An 18,880-nucleotide genomic window follows, 5' to 3' on the forward strand; every position below is an offset into this window, starting at 1 on the left:
TTAGGCTTTAATTATGTGGTAACCTGAAGCTTTGCGCAGCCGATTCATCACAGCTAAACCCAACCCCTCCGAGGGCACACCCTCAGCCAACACAACATTCACCCCTTCAGCGTCAACCGCTCGCAACAAGCCAAACAGGTTCTGCGCTACCACTGCCAAGTTAAATCTGCTCCCAAGTGATTTTACAACTGCGGCTTGGTATCTGGTTTGAGTTTCATCAGTCGCCAACACCGCCACCTTTTTCCCCTCTGCACGGTAGGTTTGGGTTAACTCCACGATTTTAGCAGAAACCGCCTCGATATCGCCCTCTACCAGCACCACAGCGGCTTTAGGTGCATAATGCTTATGCCGCATACCAGGCGACCTTGCTTTTTCAGGCGGCAATTCCTGCTCAGCCACCACAAAGGGATGCAGCCGCAAATCGCTCAGAACTTTTTTGAGGGCTTCAAAGGGGGTTCCGCCGGGACGCAGTAGCGTCGGAGGGTCACGACTCAAATCAACCACTGTGGATTCTACACCGATGTTGGTGGCTCCGCCGTCTATTATGGCGTCTATGCGTCCGTTTAGGTCTTCGTAGACGTGTTGGGCGGTGGTTGGGCTGGGTTTGCCTGCGAGGTTGGCGCTTGGCGCCGCAATAGGTCGCTGACTCTGCTTAATTAGAGCGAGAGCGACTTTATGTTTGGGCATGCGGATGGCGATAGTGTCTAAACCCGCAACCGAAACACTCGGCACCCTCTCCGACCGTTTAAACAGTAACGTAAGTGGACCAGGCCAAAACTGCTCCATCAACAACTCAGCCTTTTTCGGCACCTCTGCCACAAGCGGATAAACCTCGGTAATGTCTGCTATGTGTACGATAGCGGGGTTATCTAGGGGGCGTTTTTTTGCTTTGAAAAGCCGCAAAACTGCCTCAGCGTTAAGGGCATCTGCGCCGAGTCCATACACGGTTTCTGTGGGGAACGCCACCAACCCGCCGTTTCGCAGGATGTCAGCTGCGGACTGGATTTTCGCTACGTCGGGGTTTTCTGAATCAACCTTTATGATTTGGGTTTTCATTGGCGGCGCCTTTTCTGCTCCAAGACAACTGAGGTTTCAACTTGCCTCTCGGGTATGTTCCAGTATTTGTGAAGAAGCTTATTTGTTTCTTCCCTTGAGAGCAACACAAAACCGTGTTTTTGATAGAACCCAATCGCCCAAGTCGCAGCTTCCCAAGTGCCCACCAAAACCCGTTCCGTTTGGGCCAAGCTAAGCAGATAGTTGAGTAGTTTTTCCCCTAAACCTTTCCGCTGAAAACGGGTTAAAGTGTAGGCATGCCTAATCAAGGTCACGTCGCCGACTGGTTGAATCCCCATAACTGCAGCTAACTCGCCGTTTTGTGTGATACCGTAGAATTGGACACCTGACTCAATTTCCGCTCGGAGTTCTTCTTTTGGCATGTAGGGTTCTTTGTAGCAGTCCGAGGGGATTTTGCCTTTGTAGGCGACTGAGGCGTCGTTTATGATGGTGTAGAGGGTTTGAAAATCTGTGCTGGACAGCTTACGGATCATCTATTTCACAGGCATGGTTAGATTGCAGTGGGTTCTCTGTTGTCTGTTTTGAGAACCTTTTCGATGAGGTGCATAAAGAACTCCTGCGCCTGAACCTCGTTGACGCGTTCCAAATAGACAGATACCATGGCGATTTTGCCTTTCTTTGCAGCCACGTACTCAGCGAACATTCGTGCAGAGATTATGTGTTTATCTCCGACTAGAACCTGTGAAGTGACGGAGCCGACTAAGTCGCGGGGTTTAGGTACCGCGATAGCCATGGTGCCGAGTTTATCCTCTTTCTCGCTTAGCATAATCATGATGCTGTTTTTTGCTTCAACGTAGACTGCCAAAAAGCGTGTGTCTTGCTGCTGTATTTCTTCTTTTATGACGTTGGCGCGTTCCAATGTTGCTCCCTCTCGCAGGTTTATTGCGGCGTTCGCCCTTAAAAAGACTTTACAATCAGCATTCTCCTATGTAGGAGATTGGACTGGGCTTTGGATTTTTCCGGAGAAAGGAAAAACTGAAGATCCCATAGCTATTTTCAGCGCCAAAGCCCAGCCCTCACATACATACTTAGTGATTTGCACTTATAATACTTTGCAGTTGCTTCTGGTTTTTCTATTTTAATTAATCTTGACCTAATAATTTTTTAACAAAAATACTTGTATTGCTGTCGTTGCTTCTGGTTTTGGCTAAGAATTCCTAAAACCATTAAAAAAAATTCATGAACTAAAAGAAATTAAAAACCAACACCCAATCAGCACTTTAATAAAACAACTGATTGGAAGCGACTTAAGAATTTTATTAGCCACTTTTCGTTTTCGATTTTTTGATAAACCACAAAAACTATGGTAACACTCATGCATTTTTTTAATAAACTTTATTTAACTGTCATTGATTATTTGCAAGACCAATGAAACCACTAGTGGATATAGACGAAATCGACGCAAAAATCCTCCAACTACTCATCGTAGATGCCCGAACAAGCCTAAAAGACCTCGCAAAAAAATGCGGCATATCCTCCGTCTCCGTTCTCAATAGAGTCAAACGCCTCAAAAAATTAGGCGTCATAACAGGCGCCACACTTTTTGCGCCAATCGAAAAGTTCGGGTTAGAAATAGCTGCATCAATAGGAATCGAACTTGGCCCCGAAGCAAACATAGATGATTTACTAAAGTTTTTCAGGGAAGAAACTGACCTGATGGAGCCCTCTGTCAGTGTAGGCAAATTTGACTTAACGGCTTTTGTCTGTGCAGAAAAAATTGCATCCTTAAACGAAGAAGTGGAAACAATAAGAAAACAGCCCGGAGTTAGAAAAGTCATAGTGAACGTTTGGGCTGGAAGACCTAACACAAACATAGAAGACCTCGATTTAACACCCTTAAAGGACGAATAACCCATGGACAAACTGGATTACCTGATACTTTCTGAACTCTACAAAGACGCTTCACTCTCATTTGTCGACATCGCAGACAAAGTTGGCACAACACCCTACACTGTTAGAAGACGCTTTGAGAAACTAAAAAAAGAGGGCATCATATCCAAAACCGTCGTGTCGATTGACCTCTCAAAATTAGGCTATCAAGGCAAAGCATTCCTCATGATAACTGTTGCTTCAAACAGTGACAAAACACAAACCATAAAGTACCTAAAACACCTCAAAAACACCTTGTTTGCAATCGAATCGATTGGACCCTGCGACGTCCTCTACATTGCACCAGTAACTGACATGAAAAGTGTTCTGAATTTAGTCAAAGAAGTCAAGAAGGCACCTAACGTGGAAAGGGTTGAATTTACCTGCATGAGCGAGGTCGATTTCCCGATCTGTGAAAACTTTGGCAAGGTCTTAAGTGCAAAGTGTTTAGCTCTAGCTAATGCCTGCCCCACCAAACCATCCAGTTCTGAATAAAACATTTTTTTGCAGTCGCTTACCGTAAGCGATATAAACTGAGCACCCAAGTATCGAAGCGATGCTTGACCTCCTCACATGGCTGACACAAAACGCCCTAAACATCCTAGTCGCCATAGCCATGCTTACTCTCGCCATCGTTTTGGATTTAATCGTCGGAGACCCCTCACCCAACTACCCCGACCGCTTGCTGTTTAAACTGCACCCAACCGTGCTTATGGGCAACTTTATCAAGAAAATCGAGCCCCACTTCAAAAACCCCAACGCCAAAACCGAAAAATTCCTAGGCGCCCTGCTGGGTTTAACCACCATCGCAGCTTTCGCTGTTCCCACTTTTCTTGTGCTCTGGGCAATCTACACTTACATGCCCTTTTACCTCAACATTCTCCTCTACGCCTTCATCGGCATCATTCTGCTCAAGATGACCATCTGCATTAAGCTGGAGACAGATTGGGCAAAAGCCACCGCCAAAGCCATAAACGCCGACGATGCAGCGGAAGCTAAAAAGTACAGTCACTTCTCACGCAGAGACAGCCGCAACCTCAACAGCAGCCAAATGGCCAGTGCAGTCATCGAATCCATGTCTGAGAACCTTATCGATTTCAAACTTTCCCCCATGATGTCCTTCGCACTCTTCGGCGTCACAGGCGCCATAGCTTTCCGCGCAATCAACACCCTTGACGGTATGGTGGGCTTCAAAACTAAAGAACACATAAACACAGGTTGGTTCAGCGCGAACCTAGACAACTTTGTGAATTTTATTCCAACTCGGTTAACTGCCCTGCTTATGATTGTCGCCGCAGCGATACTGCGGATGGATGCAAAGAACGCGTGGAGAATCGCCCGCCGCGACCACAAGAAAACACCCAGCCGCAACCACGGTTGGCCCATGGCCTCCGTCGCGGGTGCCCTGCGGGTTCAGTTGGAGAAACCGGGGCAGTACATTTTGGGGGATGCGCAGGAGCCACTTAATGGCGACAAAATCTTGGGTGCATTGCGCATTAGGAATGTAACGATTGTTTTGTGGGGTTTGCTCTGTGTGGCTGTGTTGGTTGTGGTTCGGTTGTTCTTTTTGCCGATTTAGGTCAAAGTATTAATCAAAGAAAGGGTAGTTGTGCCTAGAAGTGCCCTCGATGCGTGTATGCCTCATCAATCCACCAAGGATTCAACCTAAAGCTTGGGGGAAACCCAACGTTTTTCCACCCATAGTCATGGCAACGGTGGCAGCGGTTTTGGAAAAAAACAAACACGTCGTCAGCATTATCGATGCTCCAACTGAGGGCTGGGAGAACCTGCTGTCACTGGACGAATCGAAATACCGCGTTGGCTTAAGCGCAGAAACCATCGAAGCCCGCCTCACCGAATGGAAACCCGACGTGGTGGCGGTAGAGATTCCTTTTTCAGGCTGGTCAAAAACCGCCTACGAAGTGGTTTCCATCGCAAAAAATGTCAACCGTGACATCGTGGTGGTGCTGTTTGGGCTGCATCCGTCATCTCGACCCGAAGACTGCTTAGAGAACGCGGATGTGGATTTTGTGGTGGTCGGTGAACCCGAAATCACTGTTGCCGAGTTGGTTGAGGCGCTTGAACAAAAAAACAAAGACTTCAGAAGCATCGATGGATTGGGTTTTAAAGAAAAAGGCAAAGCAGTTCTCACAAACAAGCGGGCATTCATCGAGGATTTGGATGTGTTGCCTCTTCCTGCACGGCACCTTCTGCCCATGGAAATCTACGCCCAAGCCGTCAAAGCCAATCCGCTCCGTGGCGAAATAACCAAACCCAACACCATAGTCATCACCAGCCGCGGTTGCCCCTTCAACTGCGTGTTTTGCACTCACAGCCTCGTCTGGGGCAAAAAGTGGCGTCCACGAAGCGCCAAAAACGTCGTAGACGAACTGGAACACGTAATCAAAACCTACGGCATCAAACAGGTTGATTTTGCTGACGACAACATGACTTGGGACCGCAAGCGTATGGAGGAGATTTGCGATTTGATTGTTGAACGTGGCTTGCGTTTTGAGTGGTTTACGCCTAACGGGGTTCGCGCAGACACCCTTGATGAGGCGTTGCTACGGAAGATGAAGCGGGCTGGCTGCAAAAAAATCCGAGTTGCCCCCGAATCAGGCGTGCAGCGGGTCGTCACCGAAATCGCCAAGAAGAGCCTTGACCTCAAAAAAGTTGAGGCGGCGGTTGTGGCTTGCAAGAAGGTCGGCATCAAAGTCGGCTGCTTCTTTGTGTTGGGGTTAATCGGTGAAACCAAAGCGGACATAGAAGAAACCATCCGCTATGCATACAAGCTCAAACGTCTCGGTGCGGAGAGTTTCATCTTTAGCATCGCGATGCCGCTGTATGGTACAGCGTTCTATGAGCAGGCAAAGGCAGGCGGCTACATCAAGGAGGGGTTCTGTGATTATGCGTTGGCTGCGACTGAGCCGCTTGTGGAGACGCCTCAGTGGACGGCGGCGGAGATCAGCGAGTTGTGTATGAAAGCTAACGCCATAAACCGCACCGTAACCCGAAAGAAAGTGTTAAAGGTGATGCGGCACCCGTACAAGACGGCGAAGATGCTGCTCAAAAAATAGCTTTATTTGCCTTTTCTTGTGGCTAAAACCGCAATCACCGCTAAGTAGACAGCTATAACGCTAACCACGGTCACTATCATCGCAAGCGATGTTTGGGGTTGGGGTTCTGTTTGAGGCGGTTGCATGGTGGCTGTTGCGGTTGCGTTTGATTCGGGTGGATTTGGAGACGGTGTAACAATTTCGGTGGGTGCTGGAGTGGCATCTTCTGCACCGCTGGCAACCTCAACAGCTACTACTTCCACTAATAAGAGCGTAAGGAACACGACTAAACAAACCACGCCTTTATTCATCCAACCACCAAAAAGTTATCTTGTTGAGGTTGGCTTTAGCTCTCCCTGCAGAACAAAACGTTCCACCACCAGAACACCCTTCAAAAGCAGCAAAGAAGCGGCATAAACGACAGCTAGAACCCAGAAGGACTCTTAACGATTTTTTTAAGCCTTCTGCTGTTTTTCAGCTTGAACTTCCTGAAGCATCTCCTTCATTTTTCTGGCATCCACATCCAGAATCGGCGACTCACAAATCATCGTCGGATGCATCCCAAAATCCAAAATCACCTCCGCCAACAACCGAAACTCCGGCCCAAACGCCTCTTCGTCGAGGGTGTGGTGCCGTTTTTCGCCTTGAGCGGTGAACTCGATTTTTGAGAAGTGACAATGCATACTTCGCAGCGTTTGGGTGCCAAGTTGCTCTTCGATTTTAATGGCGATTTTGCGCATGTCATCTGAGGTTTTGAATGATCCTTGATGCAGCGCATGCAGATGTCCCCAATCCACGACAAGCTGGGTGTTTTCGACTTGCTGGTTTATGGCTATGATTTCATCTATGGAGCCCACTTGAAACTTGCGCCCCATCGTCTCAGGCCCCAACTTCACCTTCAAACCCTGCGCTTTCATTTCGGCGCTGACCTCTTTGAGGGCTGAGATGCAAGTTTTAAGGGCGTAGTCTTTTTCGAATTTGCCGTAGAAGCCCGTGTGGAAAACCATCACGTATGCGCCCATCCAGTCTGCGGCGGTTGCGGCGGCGATTAGGCGGCGTTTGCTGGCTTCGACTACGTCCCGTTTGCCTGAGAGGTTGATGTAGTATGAGCCATGCATACTTAGGCGGACATCGTTTTTGCGTGCTTCCTCGCCGAGTCGAATTGCATCTTGCTGTTTTATCTGCGGCTTCTCCCCCCAACGAACCCCTTGATACTCAAACGCGTCCAAACCCTCTTCCCGCAGCAACCTCGGCGTGTCAACTGTAGAGGCACCTAAGAGTCGAAACATGGGTGGTACACCTGCGGGTCCAAAACGGGTATGCTCAGACATGGAAGAGACCTTTACAAGTTAGGTCGCACTTCAATCATTAAGGCTTTCTATAAAATTCAGGTAATCACTCTGACTTTCTTTTTTGAAATTATCAATAGCTTACCCGTTACTTCTTTTAGATTTATTCGCTTCTGAGCATTATCAAGGGTTTGTATAATGTTGACGGGAGTCGCGGGTTTTGCTTTGATGATAATAACGGTAAGTTGGTTACCCTTGAAAAAGCGGTAGACTTGTGAGAAATGGTTGTCTAACGTAAGAACTGCAAGTTTATTTTTTGCCGCGTAATTACCTATGGCTTGGTCTTTAGCGCCCCTAAGTTGCGTCTCAGTCACACTTGTTATGTCAAAGCCTCTCTTGACCAGCCACTCTTGGACATCTCTGGGAACATTTTCGTCCACAAGTATTCGCGGCACAGTCACTACTCTCTTAGAGGGTAATAATTACCTCGTTCTCTAGGCATTTAGAGGCATAAAGAAGCGCTGCTTTGATATCTTCTTCTTTTAGGCTCGGATATTGCCCAAGAACCTCTTTTTCTGATAAGCCATTACCAAGAAGCTCTACGATGAGGTAAATTGGAATGCGCGTCCCTTTGATTACTGGTTTACCGCCCAGAATCTCTTGGTCAACTGCAATTCTCTCCATGAACTTTTCCATATTTACTCACCTGATAATCCAATTAGGCACTAAATATATTACAGTTGCTTTTTTTCCTTCAAGCTACCCCGATTAAGCTGGCGATGGTTGGAATAGAGAGGAAAAGATACGTGTAAATCGCCCCCACCAAAACAATTATGGTAAGCGCTATCAACACATAGTCGCCTCTGTGGAGCTTTAACACGAAGAGGTTAGTGCGTTTCTTGCATGCACCCCACGCACGGGACTCCATGGCTTCTGCCAACTCGAGACTCCGCCGAATAGCACTCACAATAAGCGGAATCAGGATGGGGATGTAATTGCGTATGCGCTTCATCAAACCGCCTTTCTCAAGTTCTAAACCGCGGGCTTTTTGGGCGTCCATGATGGTTTGGGCTTCCTCCGCCAAGACGGGGACGAAGCGGACGGCTGTGGTGAAGGCGAAAGCGAATTCGTATGGGACACGGGATGTTTCCAGTGCTAAGCCTAAGTGGTCGGGTGAAGTGGTGAGGAAAAAGACCGAGAACGACTCAACCAGCACCACAAAGCGCATGGTCATAGCGAACGCGTTTTCCACGTCTGCTACTGGTAAGGTGTAGCTTTTAGTGAAGTAGGTTGTGACGATGTTGATGATGAAGATAAAGGACGCTAAAAAAGCCGCCCCACGTAGCGAACGCAGCCACTGCCGCTGAACCCGCGCCAGAAACACAAACGGCAACTGCATCACAAACAACACAATCATCGGGAGGATGTCTCGGAAGAGTATGGCGGCAACAAAGATGCAGATGACATAGACGAATTTTACTCTGGGGTCAAGGTTGTGGATGGGTGAGGAGACTTTGCGGAATTTTAAGCCGTCAAAAACACTCATCTAGCCAACCTCTCCTTAGTTTTAAGCAGCAACGCTTTGGCTTCGTAGAGGTCGATGATGTCTTTAGGCAACCCCAACGCAGACAATTTGGTGAATACCTGCGCTACCTGCGGCAGCACAATAGAGGACATCTCAAGCATAGCTGGGTCGGTGAGGATTTCGCGTCCCACTCCGTCCGCGACCACTTTGCCCTCTTTCATCAACACCACGCGGGGGTTGCATTCAGCCACAAACTCCACATCATGCGTAACCGCCACCACGGTCTTCTTCTGCGTCTGCAGCTGCATGATGAATTGACGCAGCTTCTCTTTCTGTTCGTGGTCTTGTCCGATGGTGGGTTCATCCAAAATCAGCGTGTTTGGATCCCATGCCAAAACCGAAGCCAACGCCACCCGCTTACGTTCGCCCCCGCTGAGCAGAAACGGCGAAGTCTTGCGGTACTGCGTTAACGAGAGAAGGTTAAGTGCCCATGTGACGCGGTCTTCGATGACTTTTTGTTCGAAACCGAAGTTTTTGAGAGCAAACGAAATTTCTTCCTCGACGGTTTCGCTGAAGAGTTGGTGATCGGGATTTTGAAAAACGAACCCAACGTTTCTGGCCAGTGCGGCGACGCTGGATTTTGTGGTTTCCACGCCGTCGATTTTGACGGTGCCCACTGAGGGTTTGAGTAAGCCATTGAAGTGTTTAACGAAGGTGGATTTGCCTGCGCCGTTCTGCCCCATGATGGCAACGAATTCGCCGTCTTTAATGCTAAGCGAAATCCCCTTTAACGCCTCGACTTTGCTGGGGTAACTGTAGTGAACGTTTTCGGCTTCAATCACTTCTGGCCCAGTGCCTCCAAAATTTGGTCTGCCAACTCTTCAGATGAGAGGGGGGTTTTGTCGCCGAGGTTGAAGCCTTCCTTCTTTAGCATTTGGTAAAGTAGGGTGGCTTTTGGGATGCCGACGCCGATTAGGCGGGTTTCTTCTGAGTTGAGGATGTCTCGGGGGTCGCCTTCGCATCGGATGGTACCTTGATCCATTAAGATTAGGTGGTTGGTGTATTTGGCAGTTAAATCAAGTCGGTGCTCAACGAGTATAACGGTGATGCCTTGTTCTTTGTTGAGTCGATAGATAACTTCAAAGATTTTTTCAGCGCTAAGCGGATCCAGAAATGACGTGGGTTCATCTAGGACGATGATTTCGGGCTCCATCGCCAACACAGACGCAATCGCCACACGCTGCTGCTGGCCGCCGCTGATTTCATGCGGAGACCGCTCGCGGATGTCGTAGATGCCTGTTTGGTTGAGGGCCCAATCTACTTTTTGGCGCATCACCTCTCTTGGTGTACCCAAATTTTCTAATCCGAAGGCGACGTCTTTTTCGATTGAAAGCGCGAAAAGCTGGTTTTCTGGGTTCTGAAAAACCAAACCCACATGCTTAGCCATCTCGTAAGTGTGATGTTCAAGCGCGTTTATCCCTGCGACGGTTACTTCGCCTTTGACTTCGCCCTGGTAGAAATGCGGCACTAACCCGTTAAAGCATCGGCACAATGTGGTTTTGCCGCAGCCGCTTGGACCCGTAATCAAAACGAACTCACCTTTCTCGATTTTGAGGGACACATCATGAATTGAGGGTTTTGATGCGCCTGGATAGGTGTAGGTGAGGTTTTTGATTTCAATCAGAGCCAAAGTTGTGTGCCTGCTTTACCTTAAGCGTGAGTATTTGCTCATTTAAGCGTAGCTACTCAGCTTTGGTTTTTTCTGTTCTTAACAGTTTTGGCTTAATTAAGAATTTCCATTAAACAGTTTAAACAAACCCTAAAAGTTTAAACACCAAAAAACGGCGTCTAAGTGGGTTTAGCTATTTTTTCTTCAACGAGAGCTAAACACTTCTTGAGGGCATCTTGAATTTCGCCTTTGCCGCTGACACCTGCCGCCATTGCGTGGCCTCCTCCGACACCTTGCAAGTATTCGCCGAGGGGTGTGGCGATGTCGGTTCCAAGGTGGATGCCTGCGCCCTCGTTAAATTGTCGGACGCTACGCAGGGATATCTCAAGTTTTCCGCTCTTTTTACCTGCCACCGCCGACATGTGTGCTCCTAAATCGACCAGTGCCTTAGCGGCGGGAGCTTGAAATGCGCTTACGTGGGAGAGGGCGATTATCCAGCCTTGGACTTTGACGATTTTTGCTCTTTTGCAGGCTTTGAGTTTGGCGACGCGTTCGGAGGGGTCGATGGGTATGGCATATTGAGCCAAGGTTTTTTGTGCGTCGATGCCTACAGCTACAAGGTTAGCGATTATGCTAAACGTGGGCGAGTTAGCCAACGCAAAATGGCGTGTGTCAAAAGCTATACCCACAAAGAGCGCTGTTGCCTCGTTGAGGTTGGGTTCCACTTCCGCTTCCTCGAAGAGGCGGTAGATGAGTTCACAGTTTGCAGCAGCTTTATCGTCGATTACGCAGAGCTTGCAGATTTGAAGTGTCTCTTCGCTTGGAGCGTGGTGGTCGATTATGATTTTTGGGGCAGAAGATTTTCTGATGACGTCGGCGACTTCGTCAAGCTGCTCGATGGTATTCATGTCAAGTAAAACGATGGCTTCTGCGGATTCAATGTTGGGTTTAAGATTCACCGTTATGGGCAGGTTTTCCAGCAGTGTCTTAGACGGCTTGTTGATGCCCTGCGGACAACCAATCTCAACCACCACATCAGGCAGAAACCGCTTCAGCAACCCCTGTAAACCATAAGCGGAACAAATCGCATCTGCATCTGCACTGCGATGACAAAGCAGCAACACAAAGGACGCTTGCTGGTCTTTTAGAATCTGGATTAGCTTTTTTAGACTCATTTTAGTTTTCTCAAAAAGTTTTCAGTCGCCCTATGCGCAGCTTCAACAGCTTCCTTCACCAAAACCTCCACGTCAAAACCCTTAGTTTCCTTGGTTAAAAGAAGGTTGATTTCGACGGTTACGTTGACGGGTTTTGTGCCTTCCACTTCAACGGCTATGTCGAGGCGTTCCACGTCTTTACTTGGAACTTTGCTTAGGATGTGTTTGCGGGCTGCGTCTTCGGTTGTTTGGCATAAAAGTTCGATTTGCTCGGTGGATAGCTCTGGAAAGCCGAGCTCACCCATCAAGCATCACGGCTCCGTTTAGGAGAGAGGTTGACCTGAGACTGGGCTTAGGTCTTCTTGCAGTTTTGTTTGTGCTTCTTTAACTTGGGCTTTTATGCGTTCTTCTTGGCGTGCGATGACTGTGCTTCGGGTTTCCAGTAGGCTTTTACGTTCGTTGAGGTCTTCAGTTACTTTGGCTTTTTCTGCTTTGACGAGCAGAGAACCGATGGCTTTGTAGATGACTGCGTCGTCTGCGGTTTTGGCGAGTTCAGCGAGGGTTTGTTCTACCTCGTTTTTCTCCATGTCAACCTGCTGCTTTTGTGCAAGGATGGATTGCAGGGTTTGCTGTAGCTGTTGAAGGCGGAGAAGCCTTTCTTGAACGTTAGGCGGTAACTTGGATAATTCATCACTCAAAGTGTATTCCTTCCACCCAGAAATTAACGCCGCTATTAATTAAGGGTTTCCAGCGTTTTTGCAGCTTGAAATGCTGCGATTTCTCTACTAGACCCATCAACAGTCTTCTTAAAAGTCGTGTGCTTGCTTGAACGAACATCTTCAAAGCCATTTGAACGCAAAATTTCAATTACTTTTCACTGAGGCAATGGTCGAAGCTTTGGCATTCAGAACCCCTTTAGGAACCCTTAACAGCGATGTTTGTTAACGAAAGAGACAATAAATCCTCAAGCGCAGGTTTGAGCGTGTCTGGGTCTCGTTGAGGTAATCGTCGATAAGGTCAACCATATTCGCTTTAACTTCCCCCTCAGTCTTCCCTTGTATAGCAATATCGAGAAGGGGGCAAGAAGCAACAAACCACTTCCCTTCACGAGCAATGATAATCGGAAAAGGCAACTGAACCGACATATATCAACACAAAACGTCCATCAACGATATAATTTTCCCCAAAAAACCCAGCATACCTCGGCGGCATTGTAGAAAAATCTAAAAAACCACCCCATCATACACTCTGACGGTGCCTGTATGCTAAAAAAACTCGCGACCATACTGGTCGCCAACGCGATTCTGATAGGGTTCTTCGTCTGGACAAGCTACGCAATCGCCAACCAATTCAACAGCCACCCAAACGAACTACTCTACGTCCACTGGAACCTTCTCGGAACCAGCTTAATCACATACGCAGGTACCATAATCGACGGTACATTCATCGCCTCTGGCGCAACCACAGTCTTCGTAGACTTCCCCTTCTGGTTATTCTTCACCACAACAACCCTCAACCTCATCTACATCGTGAAACTGCTAAGAGAACAAGAAACTCAGAAAAAGAAACCTCAAAACCCGAACTAAAACCACGCGACGTCTCAGCGCTGACCTCCCCTCCCTTATTTAAAGGTACAATAGCGCGGCTTTGCTGCTCTGAGCACCTACCCCCCTTATTTATAGAGCCCCACCTGACCCCGAATGCAGAAACCTCAAAAAGCAAAATATCCAGTCGCAGCTGGTTACTCAAAAAGTAAACAATATAGCTCAAGTCTTATAATCCTTCAATGAAACCCTCCACAACCATCCTTTACACCATGGTAACACTAAGCCTAGCTTTCAGCATAGCCGCATTTGTTATTGTAGCCCAGAACAACGGTGTCTTTGCACCAAGCAGCCCATCGAGTACTACCAGCCCGTATCCCACCATGCCATCAGTTACAACACCCCCAATCACAAATACGCCAACAACCACATCGCCCCCTCCCAGTAGTGGATTAACGCTCAGTTATTCAGAGTCCAACCGAGAAGAAAGCAATGGTAAAACTAAGGTCACCTTAACAGTAACCGCTGAATATCACAATGGACGTGGTATCACCGAAAGCTATTCCAAATTCTACCTGCAACTATACGCCCCAAGAACAACCGTTTACATATATGATGGAACAACTTACCCAAAGAACAGCGGAACCTTCACAGTAGGACCTTAACCCCCATCGGAAGTTTTCCAACTGAATTTCGAATTCTCAACCACCACCTTCAATGGAATGGACCCCGCGACCACAAAATACCAACTACAATACAACGGAACAGCCACAATAAACTGGACAAATCAAGGCTATTATTAGCGGTCCTCTACCCCATAGGTTTCAACATAAAACCACTAATAGAAACCAAACATGATGGCAAAACCAATCCCTTCAAAGCAGCCCAGAGCCCATCAAACCCCCAACTACTTAACGGTTAACCTACACCCAAACCGTATGTAATTCTTTAACTTGTTTAAAGTGAGCATCATCCGAAAAAAGATGGCACCCCATAATTTGAGCAGACGCCGCAATCACGCTATCCGCCATCGGCATCTGATGCTTGCTCCTCAACTCTGCACTCTTAACAGCAATCTCGTAGTTGACATCGACAACTTGAAAATCCCGCTTAATCGTGCTGCTTCTCAACGCTGCAACCACTTTGCCATCTGTTCTCAAAACGAGTCGGTAGATTTCATGGACAGTTAAAGAGGAAACAAACTTTTCATTTTGTGACTTAAATTCTTCCCTGAGTTTATTGGCTAACTGTGGGTCAGTTGTGTAGAAGGACTCCGCGAAGAAGCGTGTATCATACAGACGTTTAGGCATCTTCTTCTCTCATTTGATCTAACCATTTTTTTGCTTCTTCTACGGTTGCTTTTCCTGCACTGCTTCCGATTAAATCAAGAAAGCTTGGCTGTTTTTTTATGACTATCTTGCCTTCCTCTTCGACGATTTTGACTTTGGAGTTTTCCTCTATTTTGAATTTTCTCCTGATTTTAACGGGTATGGTGACTTGCCCTTTTCTTGTAACTACAACTTCTTCCGTAGTCATACTTGAGGCACAGTAATACAAACTTAAAAGTATTACTTAAGGATTCGCAGATCGGTATGATTCCAAATACCTGAGAAACTCATGACCTAATTCAGGGCTATCCATAGTCGCTCGAAGTAGCCACTCGCCACCGCCACCTCTCCGCCGTCGAAAATGGCAAACGCAACCACAGGCACACAAACCATTTCTCGCATCTCAAACGCCGAAGCAACTGTATCTTTTGAGATAAGGTTCATATATTTCGGGTTAAAAATCCAATATTGATGAGTCTCAACAATTTTACAGTTAAATCTCAGGAAGCCATCCAGAAAGCCCTCGAAATCGCCTCTTCGAACCAGAACCAAGCCATCGAACCAGCCCACATACTAAAAGCCATGTTGACGGTGGATGAGAACGTTGTGCCCTACTTGCTTAAGCAGTTAGGCGTCAATATGCAGACGCTTGGGGCGTCGCTGGATCGGCTGATTGCGGGGTTGCCCAAGGTCACAGGCGGCGAACCGTACCTCTCCACAAACTCCAACAAGGCACTCCACAAGGCACAAGAGCTAGCCGCCCAAAGCCAAGACAAATTCGTCTCCATCGAACAACTCCTCTTGGCAATCCTCTCACTAAACGACCCTGCTTCTCGCTTGCTTCAGAGCAGCGGGGTAAGGGAAAACGAACTTAAAGAAGCAATCAAGCAATTGAGGAAGGGATCAACTGTGAATTCTCAAACAGCAGATGAAACCTACAACGCGCTGAACCGTTTCGCGATTAACCTCAACGAGCGGGCAAAAACAGGCAAACTCGACCCAGTCATCGGCAGAGATGAAGAAATCCGTCGCGTGCTGCAAATCCTCTCCAGGCGCACCAAGAACAACCCAATTTTGATCGGCGAGCCAGGCGTGGGTAAAACCGCCATAGCGGAGGGCATAGCGCACCGCATAGTCAACGGCGACGTCCCCGAGAATTTGAAGTCGAAGCTGATTTACTCGCTTGACATGGGCGCACTCATAGCAGGAGCCAAATACAAAGGCGAATTCGAAGAACGCCTAAAAAGCGTCATAAAAGAAGTCGTCTCCTCCGAAGGCGAAATCGTCCTGTTCATCGACGAAATCCACACCCTGGTCGGTGCGGGCGGAGGCGAAGGCGCAATGGATGCTGCCAACATTCTCAAGCCTGCTCTGGCAAGGGGCGAGTTGCGGGCAATCGGCGCAACAACCCTCAAAGAGTACCAAAAATACTTCGAGAAGGATAAAGCGCTGGAGCGGCGTTTCCAGCCTGTTATGGTTAACGAACCCGACACGTTGGCAGCAATCTCCATCCTTAGAGGGCTTAAAGAACGCTACGAAGTGTTCCACCACGTCCGAATCAAAGACGAAGCTATCATCGCAGCCGTTGAACTCTCCCAACGCTACATATCCGACCGTTTCCTCCCCGACAAAGCCATAGACCTCATCGACGAAGCCGCCTCCAAACTCCGCTTAGAAATCAACTCTGCCCCCGAAGAACTCGAAACCATTGAGCGGAAGATACGCCAATTGGAAATCGAGAGGGAAGCCATAAAACGCGAAAAAGACGAAACCAAACTCAAAGCCCTCAACCAGGAAATCGCCAACCTCAGCGAAGAACGCAACAAACTCCGCGCAAAATGGCAAGCCGAAAAAGACATCGTAGAGCAGATTCAGAAGAAAAAGAACGAAATCGAACAGCTCAAGTTTGAAGAAGAGCAAGCTAACCGCAACGGCGACCTCGGCAAAGTAGCGGAAATTCGTTACGGCAGAATCCCAGAAAACAACCGCGCCATCGAGACGCTCAAGCAGAAGCTCTCGGAGATCCAAAAGGATTCACCGCTGGTCAACGAGGAAGTGGACGCAGAAGAAATCGCAGAAGTCGTCTCCCACTGGACAGGCATCCCTGTAAGCCGCATGCTGCAAAGCGAAAAAGAAAAACTGCTAAACATCGAAACCGAACTGCACAAACGCGTCGTAGGGCAAGAAGAAGCCATCCAAGCGGTATCAGACGCGATTCGCCGCAGCCGCGCGGGACTTCAAGACCCCAAACGCCCCATCGGCTCATTCATCTTCCTCGGAACCACAGGCGTCGGCAAAACCGAGTTGGCCAAAGCGCTGGCGGAGTTCCTATTCAACAACGAAAACAACATGATACGCATCGACATGTCCGAGTACCAAGAACGCCACACCGTTTCTCGACTGGTGGGGGCGCCTCCGGGGTACGTGGGCTACGAAGAAAGCGGACAACTCACCGAAGCCGTCCGACGCAAACCCTACGCAGTGGTGCTGCTAGACGAAATCGAAAAGGCACACCCAGACGTCTTCAACATTCTGCTCCAAGTGCTTGACGATGGCAGATTAACCGACAACAAAGGCCGCACCGTAGACTTCAAGAACACCATCATAATCATGACCTCAAACATCGGCTCGCACCTCATCCAAGAAAACCTCGAACGCGCCACCGCCCAAAACCGCGACGAAATCTGGAACCAAACCAAAGAGCAAGTGCTGAGTCTCCTCAAGAAAACCATTCGCCCCGAATTCCTCAACCGCATCGACGAAATCATCATGTTCCAGCCGTTGACCGAAGCCGAAGTCCGAAAAATCGTCGAAAACCAACTCCAAGCCGTGCAGCGGATGCTTGAGAAGAACAACGTTAAAGTGGAGTTCACAAAGAAAGCCATCGACCACATTGCCAAAGTTGGCTTTGACCCACAATTCGGAGCCAGACCCATCAAACGCGTCATCCAGAAGAGCGTTCTTAATGAGTTGTCAAAGATTATCCTCGCCGAGAAAGTCGACAAAAACGCGACTATCATGGTGGATGAACGCAACGGTGGCTTGATTTTCAAAAACAAACCCTAACCTCTTTTTCCTTTCAGTGGGTGTAGCAAAAAATTAAAGCCCGCCTCTACCTAACACTGCAGTTAGGAGAAGACCGCTTGGCAGTTTCCGTCACCAAAGCAAACGGCACCAAACAACCCTACGACCCAGAAAAAATCATCCAAACCTGCCTCCGACTCGGCGCCTCCCACAAAGAAGCCCTCCAAATCGAGCAGAAAATCGCACGCAAACTCTACGACGGTATAAGTACCCAAAAGATTCTGCAACTCATTTTTACTCTAATGCGAAAATCAAAGCCCGCTGTGAGACACCTCTTTGACCTGCGGCGGGGCATAAGTTTGATGGCGTCTAAGCCCGAGTTCGAGGTTTATGTGCGGACGATCTTGGCGCAGAGCGGTTTTGCAGTGCAACCTAACACGGTGCTGCGGGGGCTGTGTGGAGAACATGAAGTGGACGCCATAGCCCAAAAAGATGGCGTAACCTACCTTGTGGAAGTTAAACATCATGTCAACTACCATGCACTCACGGGATTGGATGAGAGCCGCATAGCCCGAGCCATAATCGAAGACGTAACTGAAGGCTACCAAAACGGCACCTCAACACTCAAAGTCGACCGCGCCATGATAGTCACCAACACCCGCTTCTCCGACCACGCTTTAGCCTATGGCAGTTGCCGCGGGATATTGCAGATTGGGTGGGCGTCGCCTGAAGGGTTCTCCCTGAAAGAAACCATAAACAAGTACAAGCTTTATCCTCTGAGTTGCCTAAGAGGCGTCAAAGTGGAAACGCGGCTTCGACTCGTAGAAGCAGGCATTGTGCTGATTAAGCAGTTACTTCAACAGGACGCACACTATCTAGAACGCAAACTTGGGTTGCCCTACAAAGAGGTGGCTGCGCTCCTCGAGAAAGCCGCGCATACAACTGAAACTCTGTGGTGACAGAAAGCATCTTTTTGTTGGATATATTTCGGGTTCTGCATTAATGGCGTTTTTGGACGTTAACATATATTGCCTTTCGGCTTAAGCGTGGGGTATGGAGAAGGCTTGAGAGGAGTATGGTGAACACCACGGTTCTCGGAGTAATTTTAGCTGCGTCGATTCTGGGTGCAAACGGCTTGCTCATCTTTGAGTCTTCTCAAACTCAGATGCAGGAACTAAACAGCCAATTCAACGACGTCATGAATGGAACTATGGGGTTTTTTGATAACGCTTGGAGTGTAGCGCAGAAATTTCAAGACCCCAACTACAACTATAACCCACAAGACCTAGGCAACTACACAGCGCCTGACAAACTGTCAATCGGCGATGACCGATAGACCCTAAGAACC

Annotated in this window: 25 protein-coding genes; 9 read left to right on the forward strand and 16 right to left on the reverse strand. The window is 48.2% G+C overall.

Annotated elements, in window-relative coordinates; translation table 11 throughout:
* Genes NWE96_02040 through NWE96_02050 form a run of 3 tightly spaced genes read right to left on the reverse strand, consistent with a single transcriptional unit; the run spans nucleotide 1 to nucleotide 1,933 of the window.
* Complete coding sequence (locus NWE96_02040) at nucleotides 1–1,056, reverse strand: L-threonylcarbamoyladenylate synthase (protein ID MCW3982758.1); 1,056 nt, start codon at nucleotides 1,054–1,056, stop codon at nucleotides 1–3.
* Nucleotides 1,053–1,547, reverse strand: a complete 495-nt coding sequence (locus tag NWE96_02045; GenBank protein MCW3982759.1) for a GNAT family N-acetyltransferase — start codon at nucleotides 1,545–1,547, stop codon at nucleotides 1,053–1,055. The genes NWE96_02040 and NWE96_02045 overlap by 4 nt, the downstream gene beginning before the upstream one ends.
* A 17-nt stretch (nucleotides 1,548–1,564) precedes the next feature.
* Nucleotides 1,565–1,933: a hypothetical protein gene (locus NWE96_02050; protein ID MCW3982760.1), complete on the reverse strand. Its 369-nt coding sequence runs from the start codon at nucleotides 1,931–1,933 to the stop codon at nucleotides 1,565–1,567.
* 509 nt (nucleotides 1,934–2,442) lie between these two features.
* Between NWE96_02050 and NWE96_02055 the strand changes: the two genes are divergently transcribed.
* From NWE96_02055 to NWE96_02070, 4 genes are all read left to right on the forward strand, one after another.
* Nucleotides 2,443–2,925, forward strand: a complete 483-nt coding sequence (locus NWE96_02055; protein MCW3982761.1) for an Lrp/AsnC family transcriptional regulator — start codon at nucleotides 2,443–2,445, stop codon at nucleotides 2,923–2,925.
* Nucleotides 2,926–2,928: 3 nt separating this feature from the next.
* A complete protein-coding gene (locus NWE96_02060; protein MCW3982762.1) occupies nucleotides 2,929–3,438 on the forward strand; it encodes an Lrp/AsnC family transcriptional regulator in 510 nt (169 codons plus the stop codon).
* 61 nt (nucleotides 3,439–3,499) lie between these two features.
* A complete protein-coding gene (locus NWE96_02065) occupies nucleotides 3,500–4,522 on the forward strand; it encodes a cobalamin biosynthesis protein (protein MCW3982763.1) in 1,023 nt (340 codons plus the stop codon).
* Between the two features lie 28 nt (nucleotides 4,523–4,550).
* On the forward strand, nucleotides 4,551–6,020 hold the full coding sequence (locus tag NWE96_02070; GenBank protein MCW3982764.1) for a B12-binding domain-containing radical SAM protein: 1,470 nt from the start codon (nucleotides 4,551–4,553) through the stop codon (nucleotides 6,018–6,020).
* A gap of 2 nt (nucleotides 6,021–6,022) precedes the next feature.
* Here the strand turns inward: NWE96_02070 and NWE96_02075 are convergent, their stop codons facing one another.
* The 10 genes from NWE96_02075 to NWE96_02120 form a co-directional block, all read right to left on the reverse strand.
* Nucleotides 6,023–6,310 carry a hypothetical protein gene (locus NWE96_02075; GenBank protein ID MCW3982765.1) on the reverse strand — a complete coding sequence of 96 codons (288 nt, stop codon included), beginning with the start codon at nucleotides 6,308–6,310 and terminating at the stop codon, nucleotides 6,023–6,025.
* 144 nt (nucleotides 6,311–6,454) lie between these two features.
* Nucleotides 6,455–7,330: a TIM barrel protein gene (locus NWE96_02080; protein ID MCW3982766.1), complete on the reverse strand. Its 876-nt coding sequence runs from the start codon at nucleotides 7,328–7,330 to the stop codon at nucleotides 6,455–6,457.
* Nucleotides 7,331–7,386: 56 nt separating this feature from the next.
* Nucleotides 7,387–7,743 carry a DUF5615 family PIN-like protein gene (locus NWE96_02085; protein ID MCW3982767.1) on the reverse strand — a complete coding sequence of 119 codons (357 nt, stop codon included), beginning with the start codon at nucleotides 7,741–7,743 and terminating at the stop codon, nucleotides 7,387–7,389.
* 13 nt (nucleotides 7,744–7,756) lie between these two features.
* Nucleotides 7,757–7,984 (reverse strand): DUF433 domain-containing protein, encoded by a 228-nt coding sequence (locus NWE96_02090; protein MCW3982768.1) that lies wholly within the window; start codon nucleotides 7,982–7,984, stop codon nucleotides 7,757–7,759.
* Between the two features lie 58 nt (nucleotides 7,985–8,042).
* The gene (locus NWE96_02095; protein MCW3982769.1) at nucleotides 8,043–8,834 is read right to left on the reverse strand and encodes an energy-coupling factor transporter transmembrane protein EcfT; all 792 of its coding nucleotides are present in this window, start codon (nucleotides 8,832–8,834) and stop codon (nucleotides 8,043–8,045) included.
* On the reverse strand, nucleotides 8,831–9,655 hold the full coding sequence (locus tag NWE96_02100; protein MCW3982770.1) for an energy-coupling factor ABC transporter ATP-binding protein: 825 nt from the start codon (nucleotides 9,653–9,655) through the stop codon (nucleotides 8,831–8,833). Before NWE96_02100 ends, NWE96_02095 begins: the two co-directional genes overlap by 4 nt.
* On the reverse strand, nucleotides 9,652–10,503 hold the full coding sequence (locus NWE96_02105; protein ID MCW3982771.1) for an ATP-binding cassette domain-containing protein: 852 nt from the start codon (nucleotides 10,501–10,503) through the stop codon (nucleotides 9,652–9,654). The genes NWE96_02100 and NWE96_02105 overlap by 4 nt, the downstream gene beginning before the upstream one ends.
* A gap of 158 nt (nucleotides 10,504–10,661) precedes the next feature.
* Nucleotides 10,662–11,657, reverse strand: coding sequence for a DHH family phosphoesterase (locus tag NWE96_02110; protein ID MCW3982772.1), 996 nt, complete (start codon nucleotides 11,655–11,657; stop codon nucleotides 10,662–10,664).
* Nucleotides 11,654–11,941 (reverse strand): DUF3194 domain-containing protein, encoded by a 288-nt coding sequence (locus tag NWE96_02115; GenBank protein MCW3982773.1) that lies wholly within the window; start codon nucleotides 11,939–11,941, stop codon nucleotides 11,654–11,656. Before NWE96_02115 ends, NWE96_02110 begins: the two co-directional genes overlap by 4 nt.
* Before the next feature lie 18 nt (nucleotides 11,942–11,959).
* Nucleotides 11,960–12,334, reverse strand: coding sequence for a prefoldin subunit beta (locus NWE96_02120; GenBank protein MCW3982774.1), 375 nt, complete (start codon nucleotides 12,332–12,334; stop codon nucleotides 11,960–11,962).
* Between the two features lie 564 nt (nucleotides 12,335–12,898).
* On the opposite strand from NWE96_02120, the gene NWE96_02125 reads away from it, so the two are divergent.
* Both NWE96_02125 and NWE96_02130 read left to right on the forward strand, forming a co-directional pair.
* Complete coding sequence (locus tag NWE96_02125) at nucleotides 12,899–13,222, forward strand: hypothetical protein (protein ID MCW3982775.1); 324 nt, start codon at nucleotides 12,899–12,901, stop codon at nucleotides 13,220–13,222.
* 200 nt (nucleotides 13,223–13,422) lie between these two features.
* Complete coding sequence (locus tag NWE96_02130; GenBank protein MCW3982776.1) at nucleotides 13,423–13,845, forward strand: hypothetical protein; 423 nt, start codon at nucleotides 13,423–13,425, stop codon at nucleotides 13,843–13,845.
* Between the two features lie 258 nt (nucleotides 13,846–14,103).
* On the opposite strand, the gene NWE96_02135 is transcribed toward NWE96_02130, so the two are convergent.
* The 3 genes from NWE96_02135 to NWE96_02145 form a co-directional block, all read right to left on the reverse strand.
* Nucleotides 14,104–14,490 (reverse strand): PIN domain-containing protein, encoded by a 387-nt coding sequence (locus NWE96_02135; protein MCW3982777.1) that lies wholly within the window; start codon nucleotides 14,488–14,490, stop codon nucleotides 14,104–14,106.
* Nucleotides 14,483–14,716 carry an AbrB/MazE/SpoVT family DNA-binding domain-containing protein gene (locus NWE96_02140; GenBank protein MCW3982778.1) on the reverse strand — a complete coding sequence of 78 codons (234 nt, stop codon included), beginning with the start codon at nucleotides 14,714–14,716 and terminating at the stop codon, nucleotides 14,483–14,485. The genes NWE96_02135 and NWE96_02140 overlap by 8 nt, the downstream gene beginning before the upstream one ends.
* Nucleotides 14,717–14,802: 86 nt before the next feature.
* Nucleotides 14,803–14,952, reverse strand: coding sequence for a hypothetical protein (locus NWE96_02145; protein MCW3982779.1), 150 nt, complete (start codon nucleotides 14,950–14,952; stop codon nucleotides 14,803–14,805).
* Between the two features lie 27 nt (nucleotides 14,953–14,979).
* Here NWE96_02145 and clpB point away from each other — a divergent pair, with 27 nt between their 5' ends.
* From clpB to NWE96_02160, 3 genes are all read left to right on the forward strand, one after another.
* Nucleotides 14,980–17,574: an ATP-dependent chaperone ClpB gene (gene clpB, locus NWE96_02150; GenBank protein ID MCW3982780.1), complete on the forward strand. Its 2,595-nt coding sequence runs from the start codon at nucleotides 14,980–14,982 to the stop codon at nucleotides 17,572–17,574.
* Between the two features lie 77 nt (nucleotides 17,575–17,651).
* Nucleotides 17,652–18,491, forward strand: coding sequence for an ATP cone domain-containing protein (locus tag NWE96_02155; GenBank protein MCW3982781.1), 840 nt, complete (start codon nucleotides 17,652–17,654; stop codon nucleotides 18,489–18,491).
* Nucleotides 18,492–18,607: 116 nt separating this feature from the next.
* On the forward strand, nucleotides 18,608–18,868 hold the full coding sequence (locus NWE96_02160; protein MCW3982782.1) for a hypothetical protein: 261 nt from the start codon (nucleotides 18,608–18,610) through the stop codon (nucleotides 18,866–18,868).
* Nucleotides 18,869–18,880 lie beyond the last annotated feature (12 nt).

The sequence above is a fragment of the Candidatus Bathyarchaeota archaeon genome, from assembly GCA_026014685.1.
In the GTDB taxonomy this organism is placed as follows: Archaea; Thermoproteota; Bathyarchaeia; order Bathyarchaeales; family Bathycorpusculaceae; genus Bathycorpusculum.